We start from the raw sequence: 23,452 nt of genomic DNA, 5'->3' as shown, positions 1-23,452 counted from the left end.
CTTGCATAGCGTCAGTATTTTTACATAAGAGCAATTAAAATTGTATGTTTATAAAAAATTTCTAGTGGTTAACAAAAGTCATAAATTCAGAGCCATTATACTTACAGTTCTAAGTGTGTTAGGAATTGTAAACTTATCATTGTTAACAAATACAAAAATACTAGCTCAGGCTCAGTCTGACTTAACAATAATTTCTCCGTGTGCAGGAATAAATATTAAGCTGCATATTTAACAAACAAAAAATGGTTCACTGTCTGCTTTCAAAAAGCTAGTAGAATGTAACTCTAAAGCAGTACCCTACCTCATCAAAGACCTCAACAATTCGGATGTAAATGTTCGTTCGCTCGCGATTTCTGTACTTAGTGAGATCGGTGTAAACGCAGCACCAGCATCACGTTACTTAACTGCATCACTCAACCATCCTAGTAAGGATCTTCGTTTTCTTACTGTTTATACATTAGGAAAAATTAGTACAAGAGCTAAAGAAGTTGTTCCAGCATTAATTGCTGCCCTTAAAGATGGTAAAAATTAGTACAAGAGCTAAAGAAGTTGTTCCGGCATTAATTGCTGCCCTTAAAGATGGTAAAAATTAGTACAAGAGCTAAAGAAGTTGTTCCGGCATTAATTATTGCTCTCAAAGATGAAGACAGTGATGTCCGCTCTGGATCTGCTGAAGCTTTTGTAAAAAATTCAACAAATCTATCGAAAGCTAGAAAAACACAGAAACTTTAAAAAAGTTAACTGCGTCTAAAAGACTCTCAAGCATCAAATGCTACTTTTCCCTGCACTCTGATTTTGGTGAGGTATGACGGTTCATGCGAATTTTACTGATTTATCCTATTTTTCCCAAAACATTTTGGTCATATGAAAAAATATTAGAATTAGTTAACCGTAAGGTTTTACTACCACCGTTGGGCTTGGTGACAGTAGCGGCAATCTTACCCCAAGAATGGGAATTTAAGCTAGTTGACCGTAATATCCGCCCAGTCACAGAGGAAGAATGGGCATGGGCAGATGTTTGTATTTTCAGCGCTATGATCGTTCAAAAACAAGATTTACTCGAACAAATTCGAGAAGCAAAGCGGCGCGGTAAGTTAGTTGCAGTGGGTGGTCCTTACCCAACTTCAGTTCCTCATGAAGTTCAGGGAGTTGGTGCTGATTTTCTCATTCTTGATGAAGGAGAAATTACCCTACCAATGTTTGTTGAAGCAATTAGACGGGGTGACACTTCTGGCACTTTTCGTGCTACAGAAAAACCAGACGTGACAACAACCCCTATACCCCGGTTTGATTTGCTAGAGTTCGATGCATATGATATGATGTCCGTCCAGTTTTCACGGGGCTGTCCTTTCCAATGTGAATTTTGCGACATTATTGTCCTCTACGGACGCAAGCCACGCACCAAAACTCCAGCACAGCTTTTGGCAGAGTTGGATTACCTCTATAAGTTAGGTTGGCGGCGCGGTATTTTTATGGTGGATGACAACTTTATCGGCAATAAACGCAATGTGAAGTTGTTGCTGAAGGAGTTAAAGGTTTGGATGGCACAGCACAACTATCCATTTCGGTTTGATACCGAAGCTTCTATCGATCTAGCACAAGATCCAGAATTAATGGAGTTGATGGTTGAGTGCGGTTTTGCTGCAGTGTTTTTGGGGATTGAAACACCTGATGAGGACAGTTTGCAACTCACGAAAAAGTTTCAAAACACCCGCAATTCTTTAACTGATGCAGTTCATACCATCATTAAAACAGGTTTGCGTCCAATGGCTGGTTTTATCATTGGGTTTGATGGAGAAGAAGTTGGTGCGGGGAAGCGTATTGTTCGCTTTGCCGAACAAGCAGCAATTCCCTCTACAACTTTTGCAATGCTACAAGCACTACCAAATACAGCCCTTTGGCATCGTCTGAGTAAGGAAGGACGATTGCGGGATAACAAAGATGGCAATATTAATCAGACGACTTTAATGAACTTTATTCCCACTCGTCCTTTAGAAGATATTGCTAGGGAATATATAGATGCTTTCTGTACTTTATACGATCCCGTGCAGTACTTAGATCGCACTTATCGTTGTTTTCTTATGATGGGTACGCCAACATGGACTGCCCCATTTAAAATGCCAGAGTGGGTTGTTGTAAAAGCACTCTTGCTTGTCATCTGGAGACAGGGTATCAAACGCGAAACTAGATGGAAATTCTGGCATCACTTGTTTAGTATCATCAAGCGCAATCCTAGAGTAGCGGAACATTACCTTGCTACTTGCGCTCATAACGAGCATTTCTTAGAATACCGTCAAATTGTCCGCAAGCAAATAGAATCTCAGCTAGCTGAATATCTAGCACAAGGTACTGAGAAACCTTATAAAGTTGTGAATGAGTTAGTGGTTAGTGGTTAGTAGGATGGGCATTGTCTCACTTTTCTATGTTGGTGAGTCATGCCCATCTAAGAAATTACTCTTGTGGTCTGGAGATCTTGCCAGTTTACCGCTTACTCCTCTTCTTCAAACTCCTCGTCTGCATCTTCCTCATCTTCGTCACTTGGCTTACCGACGGAATTAGCAGAAACAACAGCACCCATTTCTAATTTTTCGCGTACTAACTGTTTAATCTTGTCGGTAAATTCAGATTTCTCTTCCATGTATTTAATAGCGTTATCTCTACCTTGAGAAATATTTTCGCCACTATAACTGTACCAAGCACCTTTACGGGTGAGAACTCCTGTTTCTTCAGCCAAGTCTACCAAACAACCTATGGTAGAAATACCTCTACCAAAGATAATGTCAAATTCTGCCACTCTAAAAGGTGGTGCAACCTTATTTTTAGCAACTTTAACTTTGACACGGTTACCAAATTCTTCAGTTCCTTTTTTCAAGGTCTGAATCCGGCGAATATCCAGGCGTACCGAAGCATAGTATTTCAGAGCATTACCACCAGTTGTTGTTTCTGGGTTTCCATAGGTAACACCAATTTTTTGCCGCAACTGGTTGAGGAAAATAACCGTACAACCAGACTTTCCAATATTACCAGTAATTTTACGTAGAGCTTGGCTCATCAATCTTGCTTGAAGACCAACGTGAGCATCACCCATTTCACCTTCAATTTCAGCGCGAGGAACCAATGCTGCTACTGAGTCTATGACCACAATGTCAACTGCAGCAGAACGAACCAATTGATCCACAATCTCCAATGCCGATTCCCCTGTATCGGGTTGGGATACCAACAAATTTTCAATATCAACACCCAATGCAGCAGCGTAGGTAGGGTCAAGAGCGTGTTCCGCATCAACGTAGGCAGCGATACCACCATTTTTTTGCACTTCAGCAACTGCGTGTAGTGCTAACGTCGTTTTACCAGAACTTTCAGGACCGTAAATCTCAATGACCCTTCCCTTGGGGATACCGCCCCCCAATGCCAGATCCAGGGTAAGCGCCCCACTAGAAATTGTTTCTACCCGCATACGGGTAGCATCACCCAGGCGCATGATAGTTCCTTTGCCAAAGGTACGCTCAATTTGATTGAGTACCATGTTCAGCGCTTTTTGCTTTCCAGCAGCATCATTTGTCGTGTTAACAGCCATTCGGAGCCTCTATATTTATGGATCTAGGGAGTGTAGATTTGAAGTTGAAATAGAACAGATATACTATTTTAAACACAAATTGCTGATTTAGTACTTCTTTGTAAAGAAGCGTAAACTACCAACACCAACCTGAGAACAGGTACAGTGGCAGCCTCCTTGTGGGAATAGGTGACAAGATTCTAGCGCACTCGTTGCCTTCTTTGGTACAGATAAATAAATTGTATAATAATAACATCAGTGACCAGTGACCAGTGACCAATCCCCAATCCCCAATCCCCAATATGACTTTCAACCTCCCTGACTCTCTCATTCCTGAAACAGCACTGACAGTGGCAGGATTAACAGATTATATTCGCTTCCTATTAGAGCAAGATGAGGAATTGCGGCGGGTTTGGGTGACTGGAGAAGTTTCTAGCACTAACAAGCACCGTAGTGGATTATTTTTTACGCTACAAGACCAAGAGGCTACGGCAGCTATTAAGTGTGTAGTCTGGAATGGTCAATTGCCAAAATTGGCTCAAGTCCCTATGTCTGGAGAGCAGTTAATTGTTTTGGGAACTCTTAAAGTTTACCGGGAACGGGGCGAGTACCAACTGACTGTTTGGCAAGCTTTTCGAGCTGGTGCTGGTTTGCTGGCACAGCGTTCCCAACAAATACGGCAACGGTTGGAGGCAGAAGGATTATTCGATCCACAAAGAAAGCGCAAGCTTCCTACACATCCCCAAACTATCGGCGTTGTCACATCCCCGACTGCGGCTGCTTGGGGTGATATTCAAAAAACTCTCAAACAAAGGTATCCTGGATTACAAGTTTTATTTTCTCCTGCAATAGTACAGGGCGACCAAGCACCTCAATCTATTATCAAAGCCATTGCACGAGTTGAAAAAGATGGACGTGCAGAAGCGTTGATTTTATCGCGAGGTGGGGGGGCTGTGGAAGAATTGGCATGCTTTAATGACGAACGGGTAGTACGAGCAGTGGTAAATTGTTCGATACCAGTGATTACGGGAATCGGTCATCAAAGAGATGAATCATTAGTGGATTTGGTTGCAGATGCTGCGGTACACACTCCTACGGCGGCGGCAGAATTAGTTGTGCCATCGCTAGCTGAATTGTACGATGAACATCAACAACGAGCGATCGCTTTACTTGAAAGCGTGCGTTACACTTTTGAAAAGGCAGAAAATAAATTGCAACAAATGCAAAACCGCTTGCGGCGCTTGCGTTTGGATCGACAAGTTCAACAGGATTTTCAAACTTTAAATTGGAAGCGTCAGCGGTTGATAAAGGCGACAACAGTAAGGCTACAGCAGTCGGTACAGCACGTAGAAATGTTACGGCAAAAGTTGGTAACTCTCGACCCAAAAGCTGTTCTACAGCGCGGTTATGCAGTGGTGCGACAAGAAAATGGTGCGATCGCTCGTTCTGCAATTGAGTTAAATGTGGGACAGGAGTTGTCTATTCAGTTAGGTCAGGGCGAGGTTAAAGTAAAAGTTGTGGATGTCAATGATTTTTGAACCGCAAAGGTTTTTAAGTAGGTTAAATTGGAATGGTTAAAGTTACTGATAAAGAAGGTTGGAACTACGAAGCGAAAGTTGCTGAAGTAGAAAGAATTATTGCCCGTATTGAGTCGGGCGATTTGGAGTTGCAAGAGGTGTTTGACCAATTTGCTTCTGCTGTTGAGTATTTGCGTCAGTGTGAGGGTTTTTTACAAGAAAGACAGCAGCAAGTCGAGCTATTGATTGAGACTTTGCAGGATTAATAGTGTACAAACAAGTTTGGAATAATTTACCCCACCCTAACCCTCCCCTTTCCAAGGGGAGGGAACAGGAAATCTAATTTCCCCCCTTTCAAGAAACAGGAAATCTAATTTCCCCCTTTCAAGAAACAGGAAATCTAATTTCCCCCTTTCAAGAAACAGGAAATCTAATTTCCCCCCTTTCCAAGGGGGGACTAAGGGGGGTAAGTATATCAGCTTTTACTAGCTTTTTCTCCCTATCTCTAACCCCTTGGCAATATTACAGTAAACGTAGTTCCTACACCGAGTTGGCTTTCTACGGCGATCTGACCTTTGTGTAATTCAACTGCATTTTTAACAATTGCTAACCCCAGTCCCGTTCCAGGAAGATGACCCGTGTTGCTACATCTAAAAAAAGATGTAAACAGTTTGTCTACTTCTTCTTCTGGTATGCCAATTCCTTCATCTTGAATTTTAAAAATAGCACTTGTCCCATCGCATATCAATTCAAATTTTATCCGACCTCCTTGTGGAGAGTATTTTATAGCATTTGAAAGTAAGTTTGTAAAAATATGTCGCAAGAGTTTTTCATCCATAACTGGAAGTTCTTCTCTCGCACAACCATATACACATTGTTCTACAAAATCAATTTTATATTTCTCTCCAGCATTCAGTTGTAACTGTTCTACTAAATCAAGACAAAAACTAATTAAATCTATGGGTGCTGGCTCGAAATTTAGTTTTCCTGCCTCTGTTTTTCCAAAGACTAAAACATCTTCTAATATTTGATTGAGGTGTTTAACACTAGATTTAATTTTATCAAAATGACGTTGTTTCTTTTCTTCAGGGAGTTGGTCGCCGTAATTTTGGAGAAAGTCACAAGATAGTAAAATAGTGGTTAATGGAGTGCGAAACTCATGGGATGCGATCGCAATAAACTGTGATTTGAGTTGACTAATCTCTCTTTCTTTCGCTAAAGCTAAGCGAGTTTCTTCTGCCTGCTTGCGTTCGGTGATGTCTTGGGCAATCCCGACACGCCTATAGACTTGCCCGTGATGGTTTTTAACTGGAAAGCTACTATCACAAATCCAACAAATTGTCCCATCTGGTTGTATAATTCGGTATTCATTTTGATAAGCACTATAAATATTTTCCTTCATTATGGAGAGCGCACGTTCTCTATCTTCTGGATGAATGGCATCTAACCAAGAATTGGGATTGCTATACAAACTTTCACAGTTCCGTTGCCATACTTGTTCGTAGGCGGGGCTAATATAAAGAATTTCATGAGTGCGAAAGTCTCTAATCCAGAAAACTTCTTGAATATTTTCTGCTAATTGGCGAAATTTCTCTTCACTTTGACGCAACATTTCTTGCGCCATAAGTTTAGATGTCAGTTCTAGCTGTAACTGAGCGTTGCTAGCTTTTAAGTTTTTTTCTTGCTGGATTAAAGCACTAACAAGTTGACTGAGAGATTGCGATCGATTGTCTTTATTAGTCTCAATGTTGACTTGTCTATTACCTCTGCGGATGTAGTTAATAGCTTTTGCGATCGCTAACATTGGATGAGTAATTGTTACTGCTACTAACCAAGCTAAAACCGTAAAAACACTACCCAATATCATGTTCCAATAATACTCACCACTATACAACGCTTCTACCTCCACAAACCGAGCCAGAATTTAAGCGAGTCATGCATCTTCCTAGTTTATCTACTCTTTTTTTTAGTACAAGTGCTTAACGCTAATTTTAAAAAAGTATGCAACTGATAGTTAGTTGAACGTCAGTGCTGGTAAGTCTTTGTCAAGCAAAAATCCAAAGTCCAAAATTCACGCATCCAAAATGGCATAACTTATCTAGATCGAAAAAGATAAGATTGGTGCCAAAAAGGCATAAACTTTTTTGTGGTAAAACTTACAAAAGAGGTTGCTGTGACTAAATTTCTCTTCGTAACCGATTTAGACAACACCTTTGTGGGTGATGACAACGCTTTAGCTGAGTTAAAGGATGTTTTACAACAACACCGTCAGGAATACGGTACAAAGATTGTCTATGCCACAGGGCGATCCCCCATTTTGTACAAGGAACTCAAAGAAGAAAAGAATCTTTTGGAACCGGATGGTTTAGTGTTAGCTGTGGGAACAGAGATCTATCTTAATGGTGATGACACTCCCGATGCGGAGTGGTCAAAATACTTGTCTTCCGGATGGAATCGCGACCTCATAGTATCTGTGACTGACAATTTTCCGGCTTTAGTTCCCCAACCAGACTCAGAACAACGCCCTTTTAAAGTCAGTTTTTTACTTCAAGATGAAGAAGCAAGCAAAATTATACCACAACTTGAGTCGGAGTTTGAAAAATGTGGTTTAATAGTCAAATTAATTTACAGCAGTGGTATAGACTTGGACATTGTTCCTCCTCACAGCGATAAAGGTCAGGCAGTACAATTTCTCCGCCAAAAGTGGGATTTTGTACCGGAGCGATCCATTGTTTGTGGTGATTCGGGAAATGATATTGCTTTATTCGCTGCTGGAACAGAACGGGGAATTATTGTTGGCAATGCTCGTCCAGAGCTACTTCAATGGCACAATGAAAATCCCGTTGACTATCACTACCTAGCACAAAGCTTTTGTGCGGGTGGCATTCTTGAAGGATTGAAATTCTTTGGATTCTTATGATTAGTTACCTCAAAGGAATTGTTGCTGCTATCCAAAACACTGGCGCTCATCGTCATATCCTGACTCTTGAAGTCAATGGTATGGGGTACGATCTGCAAGTCCCATCCCGACTGGCAAAGCAATTGCCAGAAATTGGTGGTGAGGCGCAAATTTTTACCCACTACCAAATTCGGGAAGAAGTGCCTATGCTCTATGGCTTTGGTTCCCCAGGAGAACGAGATGTGTTTCGGCATTTACTGGGTGTGAGTGGTGTGGGGGCGGCTTTAGCGATCGCACTTCTCGACACCCTGGAATTACCCGACCTCGTGCAAGCAATTATCACAGCGAACGTTCAAATTTTGATCCAAGCTCCTGGAGTTGGTAAGAAAACTGCCGAACGGCTATGTTTGGAACTCAAAAACAAGTTGATAGAATGGCGCAAGTCCGCAGGCTTTTTTGTCGCCACAGGCGGTCCTGCGCCTGGTATTTTGGACGAAGTGCAAATGACTCTGTTGGCTTTGGGATATACTGCCAGTGAGGTTAGTCATGCCTTACACGTGGTGAGCGAAAATATTGGTCTGCCAAAAGATGCTTTTGTGGAAGATTGGATTAAACAAGCGATCGCCCACTTGAGTAGCGAGTACAGTCAGTAAGTTCTAAACAAATCGTGTACTTTATATTATGCGCTGAAGATATAGCGATTATCAGTTGGATGCAATACTTCAAAGAATAAAGGAACCGCAGCCTGTAGCTGATGGACGCTGATAAATTTGCACTTGATTCAAACGAGAAGCGCTATATTCTTCATAAAGACTATCTGTATAACCCATTAGAATTAGGAAAACAGTTCTCATAACCTAGTACAAACATGGAGAGAATTATTGTTAGTCCTCAAGTGCATTTTGGCAAACCTTGTGTTGCTGGCACACGTATCACCGTACAAAGCGTTCTTGAGCTTTTGAATGAGGGGCTTTCGTTCAACGACATTATTCAGGATTACTATCCTGGTTTGCAGATTGAGGATATTCGTGCTTGCTTGCAATACGCGATCGCGTTAGTGGCGGCTGAGTACTAAGTTTTCCGAAAAAAACTGCTTTTTTATCTGGAATATGTATTACATTATTGAGTAGAACAATAGTACAAAAACCATTTTGTACTTTTTGCTTAATTGTACGTTTTTAGGCAATTTTGTTATGTCTACTTTACTTGAGCAAGCCGTTACAAAACTAAAAAAGTTACCACTTAGCCAGCAAGAAGCTATGGCTAAAAAGATTTTGGAAGATTTAGAAGAACTAGAGGATGAAAATCAATGGGATGAAGCTTTTTCTCGTTCTTCAGATGCATTAGCAAAGTTAGCAGGTATAGCAATGGCAAGGTATTATGCTGGACAAACTGAGGAATTAAACCCAGACACATTGTGAGAGATCGCATTACACCAGAATTTCGGCAAGCTTTTGGCTATTTACCGGAACATATTCAAGAGCGTACCCGTGAAGCATACCGTCAATTCAAAAAAGACGCAACTCATCCTAGTTTGCATTTCAAAAAAGTGAATTCAGCATTGTGTATCTATTCTGCTAGAATTAGTAAAAACTATCGAGCAGTAGGGTAGTTGCGTGGAGATATTGTGATTTGGTTTTGGGTAGGTTCTCATACTGATTATGATGAATTGCTGTCTCAGTTACAGTAAGTCATCGTTTATCTCTAATTCTATCTATAGAGAAATTTACTTTAGGATTTGCTGATGTCACGCTTTTGTGATTTTGTACGCCATAAATTAAAGTACCCAAAATTGCAGCAGACTTAATAGTAGCAGTAACCGCACCTCATAGAGCGCCAATACAGTAGTCAAAGAACGGGAAAATCCGGTTGTTCTTGTTCTCTGTTGGACACCTTGGTATCTCGTATCACGAGACTCGAATAAATCGGTTTTTTGCGATCGCTGTACTATAGCGGTTCTCACTTGACTGAAGTATATATTTATCTGCGTTCGTCTGCTACAGGCTGCGGTTCCATAACTTTTTTATGTATTGCACCTAATTGAAAACCGCTATAAGGGTTTCGCATGTTTTCGATCCCCCCATCTCCCCCCAACCCCAGAGGGGACCCCTAGCCCCCCTTTTTAAGGGGGGCTTTTAAGAGTTTTTCCCTCTTAAAAAGGGGGCTTTGCGTAAGTCCTATGAGATTTATACCTCTTCACAAAGTGCTTTTACCAAAGCGTCTAAACCAGATTGAGTGCTGAAGTAAGTTACATGGTCGCAAGTTGCATCTGGAGATATAATTCTCGGCTTGGGAGAGCGGTTTTCACTCACACTCTTAATGCTTTCAAGTGTCACTGCTATATCATTTGGTTGCCGAAAGAAGACTAAATTGACTACGCGCTCTTGAGCCGAACTAAATAATTTATCCATGAGTCGCTTGATAGTACTCGATTGTTTTCCAGAATCGGTTTGTAATGCTTCAGGACGAACAGAGCGATCGCCTGCAATAATGGTATACCGCACGTTAGGATCTGGATTGGTAGCAATGCTTTGGATAAAATTGCTACGTGGGTTCATCTGATCCAAAGCTTTAACGTTAGAATCCAAAAATCTTAACATTCCAGCAATAACAGCTGCAGGCCAAGCCACTGAGGAAAGTTGGTTTAATCCAATTCCTAGAGCGGCAAAAGCCCAATCTTGAACTGTAGGCCAAGGAGAACCGCCGTTAGGCGTACCCAACATCACTAAGTGTTGAACAATTTTATTTCCACCTTCTTTTTCAATAAAGGTACGAGTTATTAAGCCTCCCATAGAATGAGCAACAATATCTAATTGTTTGCCGTGGTTGGCTGTTAACCCAACTTCTTCTAATCTTTGCTTAAGAAGTGTGGCATTTTCTTCAATAGTCGTGTTGATATTTTCGTAGTCAAAGGCGAGAATTAAGTCATATTTATCTCGCAAAGTTTTCTGTAGACCGTTTTCTGTTACCTTTGCCTTTTGAGAGCTTTTGACTGCTGTTTCTGTATCGCCAATGATGCCATGAATATAAAGTAAAATCTTCTTTGATTCGGCAACTTTTGCGGCGAGAATTTCCCGGTCGCCTTGATAAGAAACACGTCCATCCGGTAAAATTTCTCCACTTCTTAACAAGGGATAAGAAAATGTTTTTCCAAAAGTTTGAGCTACTATTTTTTGGAAGAGAATCTTGATAGAACCTTGTAAACTCCGGCTATTAACTGTTGGTTCGGGTAAGCGTTCTAAGGTAATTGCTGTCTTGCCATTTTCTGCCTTAGCTGTCCCTAAAGGTAAGAAAAATTCTCCATCATAAGCAAGTGGCAAAACATATTCGTTGGGTGATAATGGCTTATCAACGACTATCTTGATAGGATTGTCTGATGTCACACTTTTGTGATTCTGTACGCCAGTGATTTCCAAAACGCTTAATCTCGTACCGCTACGAGTGGTGTTAAATTCAAAGGGTTGAAACAGATTTGGAGCTTCTATAAGAACGGGTGGGAGTAAATTACTGTTCGCATCCCGGCTGTTTGGCGGTAAGGAGTTGATTTCAACTTTCCCTTGAAAACTGGAATTACTGTGGAGTACAACACCAGGTTGTAGAGTTGTGGGTTCCGATCTTTTAATCTCCACTCCACTTGGTGGCTTAACTAAGATCAGTTTAACTTCTTTAGTCATCCAGTTATCAATATTGTCAGCGCCTTGACGCAGTGCTTGACGAGAAGAAACTTTGTCCATTAAACGGTTAAGCGCACCGGATAATCCTTTAGAATCTAGAGAACGAGTCACAGGTGGGGTATCAAGCCCTTTTTGTGCGAGCAAACTTGCATTGAAATCTCTAGCACTGACAATTAGCTTGAAAATCTCGTTGTATTCGGTCACTCCACTATTTAAATATGCTGGGGGAATGACTAAATCTAATGTAACACTTGTTTTGCTTGATAAGTTGGAGTCAGCATCTGATTTTTTCGATAAAAGGATACTTCCTTTCTCAGGAAAAAATTCAGGAATACTTATTGAATAATCACCTGCTAATTCTACAATTTGGAAGTATACATCTCGATCGCTGTGATTGGTGACTTTGAGTTTTATCTCTGGCGGTGTCCACTTATTATTCTTGAAACTGTATTCTCCACGCAAATCGGAAGTCGCCTGTTTTGAGGAATATTCTTGACCATCAGAGATAACAATAACTTCCAAATCCACGTCACTTGGTTTGATTTGGCTAGTCGGTGGAGTTTTCAAATCGAGAACATTCATCCAACGTGCAACGTGTTCTAAACGTTTGATGATTTGCGTTGCACGTTGCTGAGTGTATCCTTGGGGATCTGGTACGAGTGGAATTGGTGCGACGATTGAGCGGCGATCGCTCGCTTGTTTAATCCAGTATTGACCCTGATGTGCTTCTAGTTCGTAATTGGCATTTTCAGATGATTCTGCTTCTTGAATAAATAAAGATGGTTCGCCCTCATTAACTGTTGTTAGAGATCTTCGAGCTAGTTCTATACCTTGAGCGTCCCCTGTAAAACTCACTGTCAACTGAGGAACGGGTACGCTGACCGCAACCGCCCAATAAGGTTCATCTAAAGAAAGTTGCGAATTATCAGTGATAAATTCAATTTTGCTAACCTCTGTTAATACATCAGTAACGGAAACCTGACAAATAGCACGGGAAATATCGCTCAACTCTTCTATTGGGGTTCCTTGGGGGAAAATTGCGAATATAGTTTCTCCTTCTGTCTTTGGACGAATACCGTGTAAAGCACCGCCGTTAATTACCCAATCATCATAATCTTGAGTGTTGTAGGTGAAGGTAAAGTAATTTAAACGCTCGCCTGCTGCACCTCCTAAGAAGGTTTGTTCTAAATCTTCTGCAAGGGCTTCTATTTGAGGTGATTGATCGGTAACTTTACTGAGGATCAAAGCGTTAATATCTTGGAGTAAATCTGCATAGGATAAGCTACTATGAGTGCGTTGCAAAGCTTGGGTAAAAAAGTAAGAAAAAGCACCTCGTCGTTTACCATCTTCACCTCTATGCTCTTTTGCTGTTTGATGGGAACGACAAGCTGCGATCGCAACGTGTCTTGGTGGCTCATAGTTCTCGCTCAAACGTCGTTTCAACCATTCTTCGGTAAAAATAAACTCTTTTAAATCTCGGACTCGTCCGTCTGCAGAGGTTTGACGTTCTACCACTTTTGGGTCTCGCGTTGCTGTACCGGAGTGACAGCAATCTAGAACGATCAGGAGATGTTTTGGATTGTTCTTTGCCACCTGCTCTATCAGGTAGCTTAATTCCTTATCTGCTAAGTCTCGACCTTGTGTTGTTCGGCTATCATAACAAACCAAGGTTTCAATTTGACGGTCTGAATCTTTAAGGCGAAACGCATCTGGTGCTCCTTCAAAGGAACCATGCCCTGCATAGTAAAATAAAACGACATCTTCACTGCCTGCTTGACACAAATGTTTTTGAAAGCCGTCTATTATTGCTTGACGTGTTGCCAATTCATTAGTGAGTTTCCAAGGAACCTCTGAATTTTCAACGAATTCCCACTTCCCCTCAGTAGAAATTCGTTTCCGTAAATATTCTTCTATTGCTTCAATATCGTTAACACAACCGTTTAAATTACTGACTCTTGATTCTGGATGGTACTTATCAATACCAGCAAGTAGAGCGTAAATCTTTTGAGCCATAGATACTGACCTCCTAAAAGCTTCTAGATTGACGAAATCAATCTTCTTTATATAGTAGGTGTCAGTAACATTAACTTATGCACGACAAAAAGCTAAAGAATTAGGGTACAAGAAGATGGATGTTTTGCAAAAAATCCATAGCGGAAAAATGACCGTTCGCGATTAAGATTTATCGATAAACGCTACGAATTAAGGAAACATCGCGAGTAACAGCTAGATTGCTAGATAAACCAAAATTTAGATTGCGCTGAAGTAGTGCTGTTATCCGCGCATCTTGTCGCCCATCAAGAAATAATTGGCAAAGTGTCATATTCTGTTCTAATCCTGCAATTAACAAAAGCTTTCCACTTTCTGTTATGCGGTTTCCCTGTAGACTCACTTTGAGTAGAGTTTGATTTTTTCTCAAAAGCTTACCAATGACTTCAGCCCCAGTATCCCCTAAAGAATTACCTACAGCATTTAACACTCGTGTAGATGCACTGTAACCAAAGTCAACATTTATCAATGAAGGATGTTTTTGAATCGCTTCTATCAAGGAGATTCCCCCACTTGGCGTAATACCGTTACTTGCTACGCCTAGTTCAACCAGTGTCTGATTTTGGTGCAAAGCCTCAGCTAATGCGTTCGCACCACTATCCCCTAAATGATTTACATTAAGTAGGAGTGCCTTAATATTTGGGTTACTCTCGAGCAAAGTCGCAAGTAATTTTGCTCCTTCTGCATCAATTTCATTACCGCCCAAATACAAACGTTCAACTGTACGGTTTTTATGACTGAGAACATCCAGGATAGCAGCCAATCCCTCGTAACTCAGTTGAGTACTGACTAAATCCAAGGTGCGGATGCTTTGATTGTGACACAGCATCTCGGCAAGATAACTCGCCCCATTAAAACCAATTGGATTTCGTTTTAGCCAAAGTCCTGTGATAGAGGTATTGTAGGTAAGAGCCGAAGCAAGTTCTGCAATACCAGTCTCATCAATTCGATTGCAGCCTAAATACACAATTTCTATGTGGGTGTTTTGTTCGATCAGCTTTGCTACACTCGCCGCGCCAATATTGCCAATACCATTAGTGCCTAAGAGCAAACTAATGACTGTACTATTATCAATAAGTGCATCCGTTACCATTTGGCATCCTGTAACGCCAAGACCTTGTTTGCACAAATCTAACCGCCCATCTGGGATTGCTGTACCACATGGAAAAGTTTTTGTATCGACAACGGGAGTTAAGAGCTTATAAATGGATTACGGTTTTGCACTGTCGTGAGCAGCCATGTTCCTTCTCCGACGCTTGAAGCTGGCTAACTTCATTAAGTCCTGACTCTTAAGCGGACTAAAATCCTTGCGGTGAGACCAGTGCTGAAGGAGGGTCTCCCTCCGTAGGCAACTGGCGAACCCGAAGGGATAACGTAGAATTAACAATTCTACATTGAGTCTGGTGAAGTCAAAAACCGAATTACTTCGATTTCTTACGAATTACTCCGTATCACGAACTTCTCAACATATAGATTACCGGATTTTGGATAGATACCCCGATTTAATGTACGGGCGAGGACGCCCGTACCACAAGAGCTTAGTACAAGAATTAAGCACAAGAATTGAGAAGAGCTTAACCCTCTTTTATCACTTTCACCAAAGAAAATTTGAAACCTTGTTTTCACGTTAGTCCGCGTAGGCGGACTTTGCTTGTATAGCAGTGAATTCTATTCGCCTCAGTTATTTTCTCTCGCAAGCGTGACAGAAGAGTTTAATGTGGTTCATCTAAGTGAAAACTCCTGTATAGGTCTCAATCCAAAATTACCAAGTTGCGACCACTCGAAAACCGCAAATCCTCAGTCCACCATCTGGTTCATTCCAACTACGGCTAGCGCTACGACATAGTTCGGGGCTAAAACTCCAAGAACCACCTCGCAAGACTCGGCGATTCTCATCTCCACCAACTTCCCAAACAGTTCCATCTGTTGGTGCGCCTTCATAATTTTTGTGCCAAGCGTCAGCACACCATTCCCAAACCAGCCCGTGCATATCGTACAATCCAAAGGCGTTTGCTACTTGGAAATTGCCTACTACTGTTGTTTCTTTGCGCGATTTGGTTGTGGGTTTGGAAGCGTCAGAATTGCTAGCGCTACAATTTGCCACCTCAGCTGTAAGCGTTTCACCAAAGTGATAGGGGGTAGTTGTTCCAGCACGACAAGCATATTCCCACTCAGCTTCACTGGGTAAACGATACAACCGTCCTGTTTTTTCAGTCAGTCTGGCACAAAATTCAATAGCCTCATGCCAAGAAACATTTTCTACAGGTCGATTTGCTCCTTTGAATTTGAAGGGGTTGGGATTTAAAGATTGTTTGACTTTTGGCAAACCAGTTACAGCTTTCCAATGTGCTTGAGTGACGGGAAACTTTCCCATAAAAAAAGGTTTGATATTAACTTCGTGTTGCGGGCGTTCGTCACCATCTCCCTCATTCTCTGGCGAACCCATCATAAAATTACCACTAGGAATTGCTACCATATGCATGATAATTTCTTGACCTAAATCTTCGGCGTAAAACTTTGAGCTTCGGCGATCGCTCTTAATCTTATTTCCTTCCCGATCAACTGCGACTACATCAAATTGAAAAGTTTGTAGTTCGGAAAATTCTGAAAAATCTTTTAAATCGGAGGTAATCATTGTTAATTGCTGCTCTTGAGGCGATAATTGTATGAGTTGTGGCGTTTCCAAAATTGATTGTATTGTTGGTGCTGTTTGAGCATAGATCTCTTGCAAAACTTCTGTAGCAGATTGATATCGATCTCTTGCTAAATGGCTTAATAATTTATCTAGAATTTGCCCTAATCCATCACTAATAGTAATATTTATATTTTGTAAATGTTCTCGCCACAACCAAATTCCATTTAAGGGATCGTAAAGAGTATCATCTATTTGTCCGCAATCATCTTGTACGGGCAAGCACTGAGTTAGAAGCCGAACGCAGGTAACTCCTAAAGAGTACAGATCGCTAGCGTGACAAGCAAAACCAGCCATTTGTTCGCTAGGTGCATAACCAATTGTATAAAGTACTGTTGCTTGTCTGGATAGACTAGTTTGGGTAACCTGTTTTGCACCACCAAAATCAATTAATACAAGCCTACCATCCGATTCTCGACGGATGATATTCTCCGGTTTGATATCCCGATGGATGACGTTACGTTTGTGGATAAATTCAAGAACAGGTAGTATATCCGTTAACAGTTCTCGGATTTGTTCTTCACCAAAAGGTTGTTGCTGAAGTTCTTGTAAGAGAGTTTTTCCTTGGATAAATTCTTGCACGAGATACAAACTAGAACCTTGTTCAAAATAAGCAAGCAATCTAGGAATTTGGATATGATTTTCTCCAAGTTCGTACAGTCGTTTTGCTTCTTGCTTGAACAATTCAGCAGCTTTAGTACGTTCTGAAGTTCCCTGTACTTGTGGGAAGAACTGCTTGATAACGCAAGGTGCATCGAGTCTATCCACGTCTTCAGTAGCATAGGTTCTGCTAAACCCACCTTCGCCTAGCAGTCTTAATACGCGGTAGCGGTTCCTGAGGAAGTTACCAAAGTTGCTTTGTCCGCAACTGTTACAAAATTTATTGCCATCAGGATTGAAGGGATTTGAGCAATGGGGATTTTGGCAAATTTGCATAGTGAGCCATGTATCGCATATTGTCTAGAATTGGCTCTTACTGAGCAACGTTGAAGACAGATATGTATCTTGCCATACAAAAGTTTTCTATCTGCGATAAGCCTTTATGCTTAACCGAGTACAGCCGTATCGCTTTCCACTTTGGTAGATACAGATAAAGAACATTCTCTGTCTTTATTTATATACAGTTAAAAATTTCTCAATCAGGAATTTCTCAATATTTGGTCATTGGTCATTGGTCATTAGTCATTAGTATGGGTTGGAGATATATTTACATTTTATATTTGAGTTCTATTGATTTGCACTTACCTAATTTAAGATGCAAATCCGTTATATCAATAATAATTAACTCAAAAAATTTTAACAGTTAATACCGAACATATACAGTAAGCAGTGACCAGTAACCAGTAACCAGTGACCACCTGACCAATGCTCAATTTCCTAATACCCAATCGCCAATCTCCAAATTTATTTCCTATCGCTTGAAGCGCGAATGAGTTCGGCGACTAATGCAATAAAAGCAGAAACGACTATCAAAATAACGCTAAGGGCATTGATATCTGGTTTAACTCCCGTTCTGATTCGGCTAAAAATTTCTATTGGTAAAGTATTAGAACCACTTCCTGCAGTAAAGCTAGCGATGAGAAAATCATCTAAACTTAAGATGAAAGCAAGCAAGCAACCAGCAATAATACCGGGCATTAACTGGGGTAATAATACTTTGATAAAGGCTTGTACGGGTGTTGCTCCCAAATCGAGTGCTGCTTCTTCTAAATGGGGATCGAGGTTGGTCAGTCGAGATGATACCACAAGACTAATATAGGCAAGACAAAACACTACGTGAGCTGCCACAATCGTCCATATACTAAGGGGAATCGCAAAGGCAGCAAGGAAGACTAACGTGGCAACTGCGATCGCAATATCGGGGATAATCAAAGGCAAATAAGAAATCCCACGATAGAGAGTTTTACCAGGAAATCGATAACGTCCCAAACCTACTGCCATCAAAGTTCCCAATATAGCAGAAATACCTACAGAACTAAGTGCAACTATCAAACTATTTTGTAAAGCTGACAAAATACGTTCATCATTGAACAGTCTGTTATACCAATCTAAAGTAAAACCTTGCCAAATTGCACTGTAGGGAGATTGATTGAAACTATAGAAAGCTAGTACCAGTATAGGAAGGTACATAAAAACGTACATAAACAATGAGAAAACCGCCTGCCATGAGACGACACGCGGCTTTTTACGGGATAGAGTTTTATTCACGTTTATTATCTTAATTGATACCTATTACTTATGGCAGCCAATATTAACATACATAACCTTTTTCGTCAACCCTCACTGGTTACTGGTCACTGTTTACTGGTCACTGTTTAAAAAGTCTTACTGTCGAAAGATCCGATCGATATCTTAATTGTTTAAAGTAATTTTAGTTAGTGTAAAGTTGTGAAGCTAAAAAGTAAAATCATGAGTAATCAGTCAGATCGTGAAATTAGACAACCAGTTAGTCAAGACTGGCATGCTCAAGAAGAGCCAACAGCTAAAGAAAGAAATTTAACTGCAAATCCAGGTGATGTCATTGCTGACAAGCCTCAAACGGTTGAAGAAAAAGCGCAACAAGTTGCTGTAGATGCACCGGACATTACAGGTGACCATATCAAAGTTCCTACTTACTTTGTTGTTGATGAACCAGATGGTGAAAAGAAAGCTCTTCACCATGTGAAAGACGCAGAAGAAATTTCTGATGTTATTCGCCAAGCACGAGTTGATGAAGACGGAAATCGGATTTGGTCTTAGTCATCAATAACCTTGGTATTCGTGAATAATGAGGCTCTCCTACTTGTTTAAAATGCGGTTTTTTACTAAAAGAGCCTCATCTACTTTTTATTTTAGTCAAATCATAAATTTCTCAAAATAATAATAGCAGTTATATTTCTTTCGTCATTTATTTGAAAACTTATAAATAAATATGGAAATTAGAAGCCCAGCATTTTTCATTGGTAACACCATTCCCTTCAAATATACTTGCGACGGCGATAATGTTTCTCCTCCGTTACAGTGGGAAGATCCTCCGTCAGAGACAAAAAGTTTTGCTTTGATTGTAGATGACCCCGATGCACCTAATGGAACATTTACCCATTGGTTGGTCTACAATATTCCTCCTGACTGCCGTGACTTTCCCGAAGATGTTGGCGGTAAGCAACCTAAAATTCCTTCTGGCAGTTTGCAAGGAAAAAATAGTTTTGGTGAACTCGGTTATGGCGGTCCATGTCCACCACCTCAACACGGTGCTCATCGCTACTTTTTTAGACTTTTTGCACTAAACCAATGGCTAGATGTGCCAGTAGGGGCTGATACGCAACAATTGTTAGACGCAATTGAAGGGTCTGTCATTGATAAAGCGGAACTGATGGGGCGTTATGCCAGAGAAACAGAGGACTGAGATTAATTAATATTTCTCGAACCGGGTAAATCTCGTTTATTTATAGCGCTGGAGAAAGCATTTAGTATCTTTATGACTTAACCTGCGTATGGGAACCAACTTGAGAAACTCTGCTAATAGGTAAAGAGCGATGGTTGAATTGTAGGGGCTTTCCGGAGGCATTGCAATTAATTCTCCTGCGACAAGTTCGTATTGCGCGTCCGTACCGTCGTCATAATTAAGATATTCCTCAAGAGTTAGTCGCTTATTGGTAACATTCATAGCGGTCGCAAAGCAAACATCTTGCAAAGATCCTAGCTCGATCGGAAGATTATGAACAGAAAGATGGAAAACATTTATGATGCATTTTTTATTAACTTGGGTAGGGACTGCCGTAGCATTGCTAGTCACTTCCAACATTGTTCCTGGCTTTGAGATTAAAAATTTTGTCGCCGCCCTCATAGCAGCAATCGTCATCGGGCTAGTGAATGCGATCGTTCGACCTATTTTAGGTATCCTCACATTTCCCATTACTTTACTTACCTTCGGGTTATTTACATTTATTCTCAATGCTTTTACCCTGTGGCTGGCGAGTGTCTTCACACCTGATTATGGTTTTACGATCGATGGTTTTATACCAGCTTTACTAGGTTCAATTGTACTATCAATAGTCTCTAGTATAATCAGCTATTTTCTTCGCCCAAATGGTTAATTGCTAATGGTTAATGGCTAATTGCTAACATGCTAATCGTTCCATTAGCCATTATCTATCGGTGTTTGGGCAACAGCTATTGTCACTGCTCCTTGGAGAGAAGGCGAGGAGGGTTTAAAGATTTGTTTGGCAATGAGTAGAGTTTGACATTGTGCAGCACATAAAGCAGCAGCTTCTGCAACACTGGCTGTTCCGACTTCTTGTTCGACAACTTGAGACGGATTGGGAACAGATATTTTACTGAGGATATCTGAGGAGAAGGTTTTTAAAGGTAAATTGCGTTTTTGGCAAAGTTCTACTAAACCAACTTCATCAGATTTTTTGTCTATGGTGGCAATTCCTGCGATCGCATTTTCTGCTATTTGATGTTCTTTAAAAACTTGTTGAATTGCCATTTCTATAAGTTGTTCTGAAGTTCCTCTCTCACAGCCAATTCCAATCCATAAAACTCGTGGATGCCAATGAATTTGAAGGAGAGAGGACGAATGGGGGAGTTTAGAAGTCATCCAAATTTTCGCTTTGGTAGATGAGTCTTCTGTATTTAATTTTAACACGCTTAAACAACTTTAGCTATATTTAATAAATTTTGCACAAGAAATCACTTATTTAATTATTGCCGATCGCTGCGATCGGCAATAATTCAGATAATAGCAAAACGTTTTACTTTTTTTTATTTTATGATAACATCTATTTTACTGCTTAAAAGAATCTTTTTAGATTCTTATTTGTAAAAAGCTTCCAAAAAGCTGATTTAAGGATGATTGTAGGGATAGTATGGGAGCAAATAGAACAAATTTTTATAAGCCAGTGAGTAAGAAGTTCTCAGTTACTGTACCTGACTCCGTTTTTAATGACTTGGAGCGATTAGCCGAGTTACAAGGTAGACCTACTGCCAATCTTGCTGCTTTCCTAATTGAGTTGGGAGTTAGAGAAGCTAAAGAGCGCGGCGAATTACCTTACCAAACTGACACTATTAAAAAAGATAGAGGTGCTGCATGACTCAGGACACACCAAGCAGATTAGACCGAGTTGAAAACGACCTAACAGCAGTAAGACAACTGCTAGCATCAGCAGCAACTTACGCTGAGTCAGCTAACCGAAGAACTGACCAACTCAGCGAGAAACAAGACCGAACTCAAGTGTATCTCGACCAACTCAGCGAGAAACAAGATCGAACACAAGCGCATCTTGACCAACTCAGCGAGAAACAAGACCGAACACAAGCGCATCTTGACCAACTCAGCGAGAAACAAGACCGAACTCAAGCACATCTCGACCAGTTGACGATAAAGGTTGACCAATTGTCTAGTAGGTTAGACTCTTTTGTTTCTGAATCACAACGCTTGTTCACCAAGCTAGGTACGACAATCGATCGCTTAGACGGCAGAACTGAGAGTTTAGAAGCAGTTGTGAGGCGGCTTGACCGGAACTATGAGGAACAAAAATCTCAATTTCAGGAGTTCAAACGTACTACTGAAGCTACTTTGTCGCGAATTGACAGACTATTAGATTATTTGGTGCGGCAACAAGGAGATAGATAAAACACATAAAATAAAACCACGGCTTCTCCGTATTAAGCCGTGGAGTATTGAGTTTAAAACACGTTTACTCTAGGAAATTTGGCAGAGGATCGGCACTACCGTAACAACCAACAGCAGGAATCTCTAACAAAGTTCCATCTGTAGCTTTTCCACTGCCATCATCAGTGACATAGGTTTCATTTCCTGGATGCCCATTTGTGACAAATAATTGTGGATGATCGAAAGGTGCTTTTTGATAGCGAACTCTTTCATCAGTCAGCCCTTTGAGGAAAGCTACTAACGCCTCTTTATTCCTCTTCATTCAGATTAAGTGGTGGTAGACCGCCAGATTCTGTTCCTCGAAAATCTCCTCCCCGATTGTAGAAATCAATAACTTGCCGCAAGGTCAATTGTCCACCATTGTGGAAATAAGGAGCAGTGAGTTCTACGTTACGAAGTCCAGGAGCTTTAAATGCTCCGTCTGCAACGACGGAAGTGATTGGGAGATTAGGAGCTTGACCAAAAATTTGCTGGAATTTCCCTTGTTCTGCTAACCGTGCTTCTGAAAGTGAATTGCCAGAGGGGTCTTTAGCTCCCACACCAAGGTCTTCAAAAGGAGGTCTAACACCAATTCTAAAGAAGCCAGTGTCTTCAACACGACCTCCTGGTGCGTTTGAAAGCCGTCCATTTTTTACCAGCACCCTCAAATTCCTCCTCAAACACGATCGCAGCTTCAGAAAAACTGCCAATAGTAGCACCAACAAAACCACCAAGCAGTATTGATAGATTCATGACAACTATTCGACGGTTGGGTTGGGCAAAATATATATTTTTAGCTGTGCTGGTATCATTGTTTGTATTTGTAATTCACTTTTTTTTCTTCCTAACTGATTTTAAGGTTGATTACAACACTAATGATAACTTCAGTTGGGGAGAAGAAATTCTAATTTCAGGACAAGGCACTGAAAAAGAGAAAGGAACAGAGGCATTTCGATATGGCAACTATAAAGCTGCTATCGACTACTTCCGAAAATACCTTCACACTCAGCAGCGCAACGATCCAGAAGCACTAATTTACCTGAATAATGCCATTGCTGCTGATAGCAAAAATAAATCCATTAAAATCGCAACTATAGCAATCCTACTTGAGTTACAAACACACAGTATGTTTATACTATAAAAGGTGTGTGAGGTAATACAATGAAGAACTTTTTATTAGAGGATGTTTTAAAAGTCATAATTGATGTATCAAATATTTTTTACCCCACCCTAACCCTCCCCTTACAAAGCGGAGGGAACCGGATTTTTTTTGTTTCCCCCCTTTCACGCGTGGGGACTAAGGGGGGTAATAATGTGATGAAAATCACAGCCAACCACTTTTCAAACAACCTCTTAGAACTCCAGGAAAAGGCAGAAAAAATTAGCGTTTTAACAGCATTCATCCAAAGTAATCCAGATGCTCGAGAACA

At 40.8% G+C, this 23,452-nt stretch carries 26 protein-coding genes and 1 pseudogene; 16 read left to right on the top strand and 11 right to left on the bottom strand.

Annotated features, from left to right (window positions below):
• Positions 1-579: 579 nt before the first annotated feature.
• Together ACKTT2_RS16490 and ACKTT2_RS16485 are read left to right on the top strand one after the other, a co-directional pair.
• A complete protein-coding gene (locus ACKTT2_RS16490) occupies positions 580-732 on the top strand; it encodes a hypothetical protein (RefSeq protein ID WP_407888756.1) in 153 nt (50 codons plus the stop codon).
• Positions 733-815: 83 nt separating this feature from the next.
• Complete coding sequence (locus ACKTT2_RS16485; RefSeq protein ID WP_407888754.1) at positions 816-2,396, top strand: B12-binding domain-containing radical SAM protein; 1,581 nt, start codon at positions 816-818, stop codon at positions 2,394-2,396.
• Positions 2,397-2,488: 92 nt separating this feature from the next.
• Here the strand turns inward: ACKTT2_RS16485 and recA are convergent, their stop codons facing one another.
• Positions 2,489-3,577 carry a recombinase RecA gene (gene recA, locus ACKTT2_RS16480; protein WP_407888752.1) on the bottom strand — a complete coding sequence of 363 codons (1,089 nt, stop codon included), beginning with the start codon at positions 3,575-3,577 and terminating at the stop codon, positions 2,489-2,491.
• A 281-nt stretch (positions 3,578-3,858) separates the two neighbouring features.
• Here recA and xseA point away from each other — a divergent pair, with 281 nt between their 5' ends.
• Both xseA and xseB read left to right on the top strand, forming a co-directional pair.
• Positions 3,859-5,094: an exodeoxyribonuclease VII large subunit gene (gene xseA / locus ACKTT2_RS16475; RefSeq protein WP_407888819.1), complete on the top strand. Its 1,236-nt coding sequence runs from the start codon at positions 3,859-3,861 to the stop codon at positions 5,092-5,094.
• 32 nt (positions 5,095-5,126) lie between these two features.
• Complete coding sequence (xseB, locus tag ACKTT2_RS16470) at positions 5,127-5,339, top strand: exodeoxyribonuclease VII small subunit (protein WP_017743237.1); 213 nt, start codon at positions 5,127-5,129, stop codon at positions 5,337-5,339.
• A gap of 239 nt (positions 5,340-5,578) precedes the next feature.
• Here the strand turns inward: xseB and ACKTT2_RS16465 are convergent, their stop codons facing one another.
• A complete protein-coding gene (locus ACKTT2_RS16465) occupies positions 5,579-6,982 on the bottom strand; it encodes an ATP-binding protein (protein ID WP_407888749.1) in 1,404 nt (467 codons plus the stop codon).
• Positions 6,983-7,246: 264 nt separating this feature from the next.
• On the opposite strand from ACKTT2_RS16465, the gene ACKTT2_RS16460 reads away from it, so the two are divergent.
• The 5 genes from ACKTT2_RS16460 (at position 7,247) to ACKTT2_RS16440 (ending at position 9,584) form a co-directional block, all read left to right on the top strand.
• Positions 7,247-7,993 (top strand): sucrose-phosphate phosphatase, encoded by a 747-nt coding sequence (locus tag ACKTT2_RS16460; protein ID WP_407888747.1) that lies wholly within the window; start codon positions 7,247-7,249, stop codon positions 7,991-7,993.
• Positions 7,990-8,625, top strand: coding sequence for a Holliday junction branch migration protein RuvA (ruvA, locus tag ACKTT2_RS16455; protein ID WP_407888745.1), 636 nt, complete (start codon positions 7,990-7,992; stop codon positions 8,623-8,625). The genes ACKTT2_RS16460 and ruvA overlap by 4 nt, the downstream gene beginning before the upstream one ends.
• Positions 8,626-8,840: 215 nt before the next feature.
• Positions 8,841-9,047 carry a DUF433 domain-containing protein gene (locus ACKTT2_RS16450; RefSeq protein WP_407888743.1) on the top strand — a complete coding sequence of 69 codons (207 nt, stop codon included), beginning with the start codon at positions 8,841-8,843 and terminating at the stop codon, positions 9,045-9,047.
• A gap of 118 nt (positions 9,048-9,165) precedes the next feature.
• Positions 9,166-9,393 carry a hypothetical protein gene (locus tag ACKTT2_RS16445; RefSeq protein ID WP_407888741.1) on the top strand — a complete coding sequence of 76 codons (228 nt, stop codon included), beginning with the start codon at positions 9,166-9,168 and terminating at the stop codon, positions 9,391-9,393.
• Positions 9,390-9,584 carry a ParE family toxin-like protein gene (locus tag ACKTT2_RS16440; protein ID WP_407888739.1) on the top strand — a complete coding sequence of 65 codons (195 nt, stop codon included), beginning with the start codon at positions 9,390-9,392 and terminating at the stop codon, positions 9,582-9,584. The genes ACKTT2_RS16445 and ACKTT2_RS16440 overlap by 4 nt, the downstream gene beginning before the upstream one ends.
• A gap of 165 nt (positions 9,585-9,749) precedes the next feature.
• Here ACKTT2_RS16440 and ACKTT2_RS16435 read toward each other — a convergent pair whose 3' ends face one another.
• The 5 genes from ACKTT2_RS16435 to ACKTT2_RS16415 all read right to left on the bottom strand — a co-directional run bounded on the left by ACKTT2_RS16435 (position 9,750) and on the right by ACKTT2_RS16415 (position 18,529).
• Positions 9,750-9,935 (bottom strand): hypothetical protein, encoded by a 186-nt coding sequence (locus ACKTT2_RS16435; protein ID WP_407888737.1) that lies wholly within the window; start codon positions 9,933-9,935, stop codon positions 9,750-9,752.
• Between the two features lie 223 nt (positions 9,936-10,158).
• Positions 10,159-13,659, bottom strand: a complete 3,501-nt coding sequence (locus ACKTT2_RS16430) for a DUF7379 domain-containing protein (protein WP_407888733.1) — start codon at positions 13,657-13,659, stop codon at positions 10,159-10,161.
• Positions 13,660-13,828: 169 nt separating this feature from the next.
• A complete protein-coding gene (locus ACKTT2_RS16425; protein ID WP_407888731.1) occupies positions 13,829-14,788 on the bottom strand; it encodes a leucine-rich repeat domain-containing protein in 960 nt (319 codons plus the stop codon).
• Between the two features lie 669 nt (positions 14,789-15,457).
• Positions 15,458-17,323 (bottom strand): bifunctional serine/threonine-protein kinase/formylglycine-generating enzyme family protein, encoded by a 1,866-nt coding sequence (locus tag ACKTT2_RS16420; protein WP_407888729.1) that lies wholly within the window; start codon positions 17,321-17,323, stop codon positions 15,458-15,460.
• 468 nt (positions 17,324-17,791) lie between these two features.
• The gene (locus ACKTT2_RS16415) at positions 17,792-18,529 is read right to left on the bottom strand and encodes an ABC transporter permease (RefSeq protein ID WP_407888817.1); all 738 of its coding nucleotides are present in this window, start codon (positions 18,527-18,529) and stop codon (positions 17,792-17,794) included.
• A gap of 267 nt (positions 18,530-18,796) precedes the next feature.
• Here ACKTT2_RS16415 and ACKTT2_RS16410 point away from each other — a divergent pair, with 267 nt between their 5' ends.
• Positions 18,797-19,126 carry a hypothetical protein gene (locus ACKTT2_RS16410; protein WP_407888727.1) on the top strand — a complete coding sequence of 110 codons (330 nt, stop codon included), beginning with the start codon at positions 18,797-18,799 and terminating at the stop codon, positions 19,124-19,126.
• Between the two features lie 172 nt (positions 19,127-19,298).
• Positions 19,299-19,772, top strand: coding sequence for a YbhB/YbcL family Raf kinase inhibitor-like protein (locus tag ACKTT2_RS16405; protein WP_407888725.1), 474 nt, complete (start codon positions 19,299-19,301; stop codon positions 19,770-19,772).
• Between the two features lie 36 nt (positions 19,773-19,808).
• Here ACKTT2_RS16405 and ACKTT2_RS16400 read toward each other — a convergent pair whose 3' ends face one another.
• Positions 19,809-20,033, bottom strand: coding sequence for a Uma2 family endonuclease (locus ACKTT2_RS16400; RefSeq protein WP_407888723.1), 225 nt, complete (start codon positions 20,031-20,033; stop codon positions 19,809-19,811).
• Positions 20,034-20,109: 76 nt separating this feature from the next.
• Between ACKTT2_RS16400 and ACKTT2_RS16395 the strand changes: the two genes are divergently transcribed.
• Positions 20,110-20,463 carry a phage holin family protein gene (locus tag ACKTT2_RS16395; protein WP_407888721.1) on the top strand — a complete coding sequence of 118 codons (354 nt, stop codon included), beginning with the start codon at positions 20,110-20,112 and terminating at the stop codon, positions 20,461-20,463.
• Positions 20,464-20,507: 44 nt separating this feature from the next.
• Here the strand turns inward: ACKTT2_RS16395 and ACKTT2_RS16390 are convergent, their stop codons facing one another.
• The gene (locus ACKTT2_RS16390; protein WP_407888719.1) at positions 20,508-20,969 is read right to left on the bottom strand and encodes a cobalamin biosynthesis protein; all 462 of its coding nucleotides are present in this window, start codon (positions 20,967-20,969) and stop codon (positions 20,508-20,510) included.
• Positions 20,970-21,270: 301 nt separating this feature from the next.
• Here ACKTT2_RS16390 and ACKTT2_RS16385 point away from each other — a divergent pair, with 301 nt between their 5' ends.
• Together ACKTT2_RS16385 and ACKTT2_RS16380 are read left to right on the top strand one after the other, a co-directional pair.
• Positions 21,271-21,462: a ribbon-helix-helix domain-containing protein gene (locus tag ACKTT2_RS16385; RefSeq protein ID WP_407888717.1), complete on the top strand. Its 192-nt coding sequence runs from the start codon at positions 21,271-21,273 to the stop codon at positions 21,460-21,462.
• On the top strand, positions 21,459-22,004 hold the full coding sequence (locus ACKTT2_RS16380) for a coiled-coil domain-containing protein (protein WP_407888715.1): 546 nt from the start codon (positions 21,459-21,461) through the stop codon (positions 22,002-22,004). Before ACKTT2_RS16385 ends, ACKTT2_RS16380 begins: the two co-directional genes overlap by 4 nt.
• Positions 22,005-22,068: 64 nt before the next feature.
• On the opposite strand, the pseudogene ACKTT2_RS16375 reads toward ACKTT2_RS16380, so the two are convergent.
• Positions 22,069-22,672, bottom strand: a pseudogene (locus ACKTT2_RS16375) (cytochrome C peroxidase); the annotation flags it as partial.
• Positions 22,635-22,775 (bottom strand): hypothetical protein, encoded by a 141-nt coding sequence (locus ACKTT2_RS16370; protein ID WP_407888713.1) that lies wholly within the window; start codon positions 22,773-22,775, stop codon positions 22,635-22,637. The pseudogene ACKTT2_RS16375 and the gene ACKTT2_RS16370, both read right to left, overlap by 38 nt.
• On the opposite strand from ACKTT2_RS16370, the gene ACKTT2_RS16365 reads away from it, so the two are divergent.
• Together ACKTT2_RS16365 and ACKTT2_RS16360 are read left to right on the top strand one after the other, a co-directional pair.
• Entirely contained in the window at positions 22,774-23,163 is a 390-nt protein-coding gene (locus ACKTT2_RS16365) for a hypothetical protein (RefSeq protein WP_407888711.1), read from the top strand. The two genes, ACKTT2_RS16370 and ACKTT2_RS16365, sit on opposite strands and share 2 nt — an antisense overlap.
• Positions 23,164-23,183: 20 nt before the next feature.
• On the top strand, positions 23,184-23,452 hold a 269-nt coding region (locus ACKTT2_RS16360; protein WP_407888709.1), incomplete at its 3' end, for a hypothetical protein.

This window comes from Scytonema hankhaensis NUACC26, assembly GCF_045865695.1.
In the GTDB taxonomy this organism is placed as follows: Bacteria; Cyanobacteriota; Cyanobacteriia; order Cyanobacteriales; family Nostocaceae; genus Scytonema.
Note: the sequence above shows the minus strand (reverse complement) of the source record. Positions and strands in the feature narration are given on the sequence as shown.

Coding starts and splice junctions, on each gene's coding strand:
- ACKTT2_RS16450 (WP_407888743.1), top strand. CDS start 8,841: ATGGAGAGAATTATTGTTAGTCCTCAAGTGCATTTTGGCAAACCTTGT.
- ACKTT2_RS16485 (WP_407888754.1), top strand. CDS start 816: ATGCGAATTTTACTGATTTATCCTATTTTTCCCAAAACATTTTGGTCA.
- ACKTT2_RS16425 (WP_407888731.1), bottom strand. CDS start 14,788: ATGGTAACGGATGCACTTATTGATAATAGTACAGTCATTAGTTTGCTC.
- recA (WP_407888752.1), bottom strand. CDS start 3,577: ATGGCTGTTAACACGACAAATGATGCTGCTGGAAAGCAAAAAGCGCTG.
- ACKTT2_RS16410 (WP_407888727.1), top strand. CDS start 18,797: ATGAGTAATCAGTCAGATCGTGAAATTAGACAACCAGTTAGTCAAGAC.
- ACKTT2_RS16370 (WP_407888713.1), bottom strand. CDS start 22,775: ATGAATCTATCAATACTGCTTGGTGGTTTTGTTGGTGCTACTATTGGC.
- xseB (WP_017743237.1), top strand. CDS start 5,127: ATGGTTAAAGTTACTGATAAAGAAGGTTGGAACTACGAAGCGAAAGTT.
- ACKTT2_RS16400 (WP_407888723.1), bottom strand. CDS start 20,033: ATGAATGTTACCAATAAGCGACTAACTCTTGAGGAATATCTTAATTAT.
- ACKTT2_RS16445 (WP_407888741.1), top strand. CDS start 9,166: ATGTCTACTTTACTTGAGCAAGCCGTTACAAAACTAAAAAAGTTACCA.
- ACKTT2_RS16380 (WP_407888715.1), top strand. CDS start 21,459: ATGACTCAGGACACACCAAGCAGATTAGACCGAGTTGAAAACGACCTA.
- ACKTT2_RS16365 (WP_407888711.1), top strand. CDS start 22,774: ATGACAACTATTCGACGGTTGGGTTGGGCAAAATATATATTTTTAGCT.
- ACKTT2_RS16395 (WP_407888721.1), top strand. CDS start 20,110: ATGATGCATTTTTTATTAACTTGGGTAGGGACTGCCGTAGCATTGCTA.
- ACKTT2_RS16405 (WP_407888725.1), top strand. CDS start 19,299: ATGGAAATTAGAAGCCCAGCATTTTTCATTGGTAACACCATTCCCTTC.
- ACKTT2_RS16390 (WP_407888719.1), bottom strand. CDS start 20,969: ATGACTTCTAAACTCCCCCATTCGTCCTCTCTCCTTCAAATTCATTGG.
- ACKTT2_RS16430 (WP_407888733.1), bottom strand. CDS start 13,659: ATGGCTCAAAAGATTTACGCTCTACTTGCTGGTATTGATAAGTACCAT.
- ruvA (WP_407888745.1), top strand. CDS start 7,990: ATGATTAGTTACCTCAAAGGAATTGTTGCTGCTATCCAAAACACTGGC.
- ACKTT2_RS16415 (WP_407888817.1), bottom strand. CDS start 18,529: ATGTACGTTTTTATGTACCTTCCTATACTGGTACTAGCTTTCTATAGT.
- ACKTT2_RS16490 (WP_407888756.1), top strand. CDS start 580: ATGGTAAAAATTAGTACAAGAGCTAAAGAAGTTGTTCCGGCATTAATT.
- xseA (WP_407888819.1), top strand. CDS start 3,859: ATGACTTTCAACCTCCCTGACTCTCTCATTCCTGAAACAGCACTGACA.
- ACKTT2_RS16420 (WP_407888729.1), bottom strand. CDS start 17,323: ATGCAAATTTGCCAAAATCCCCATTGCTCAAATCCCTTCAATCCTGAT.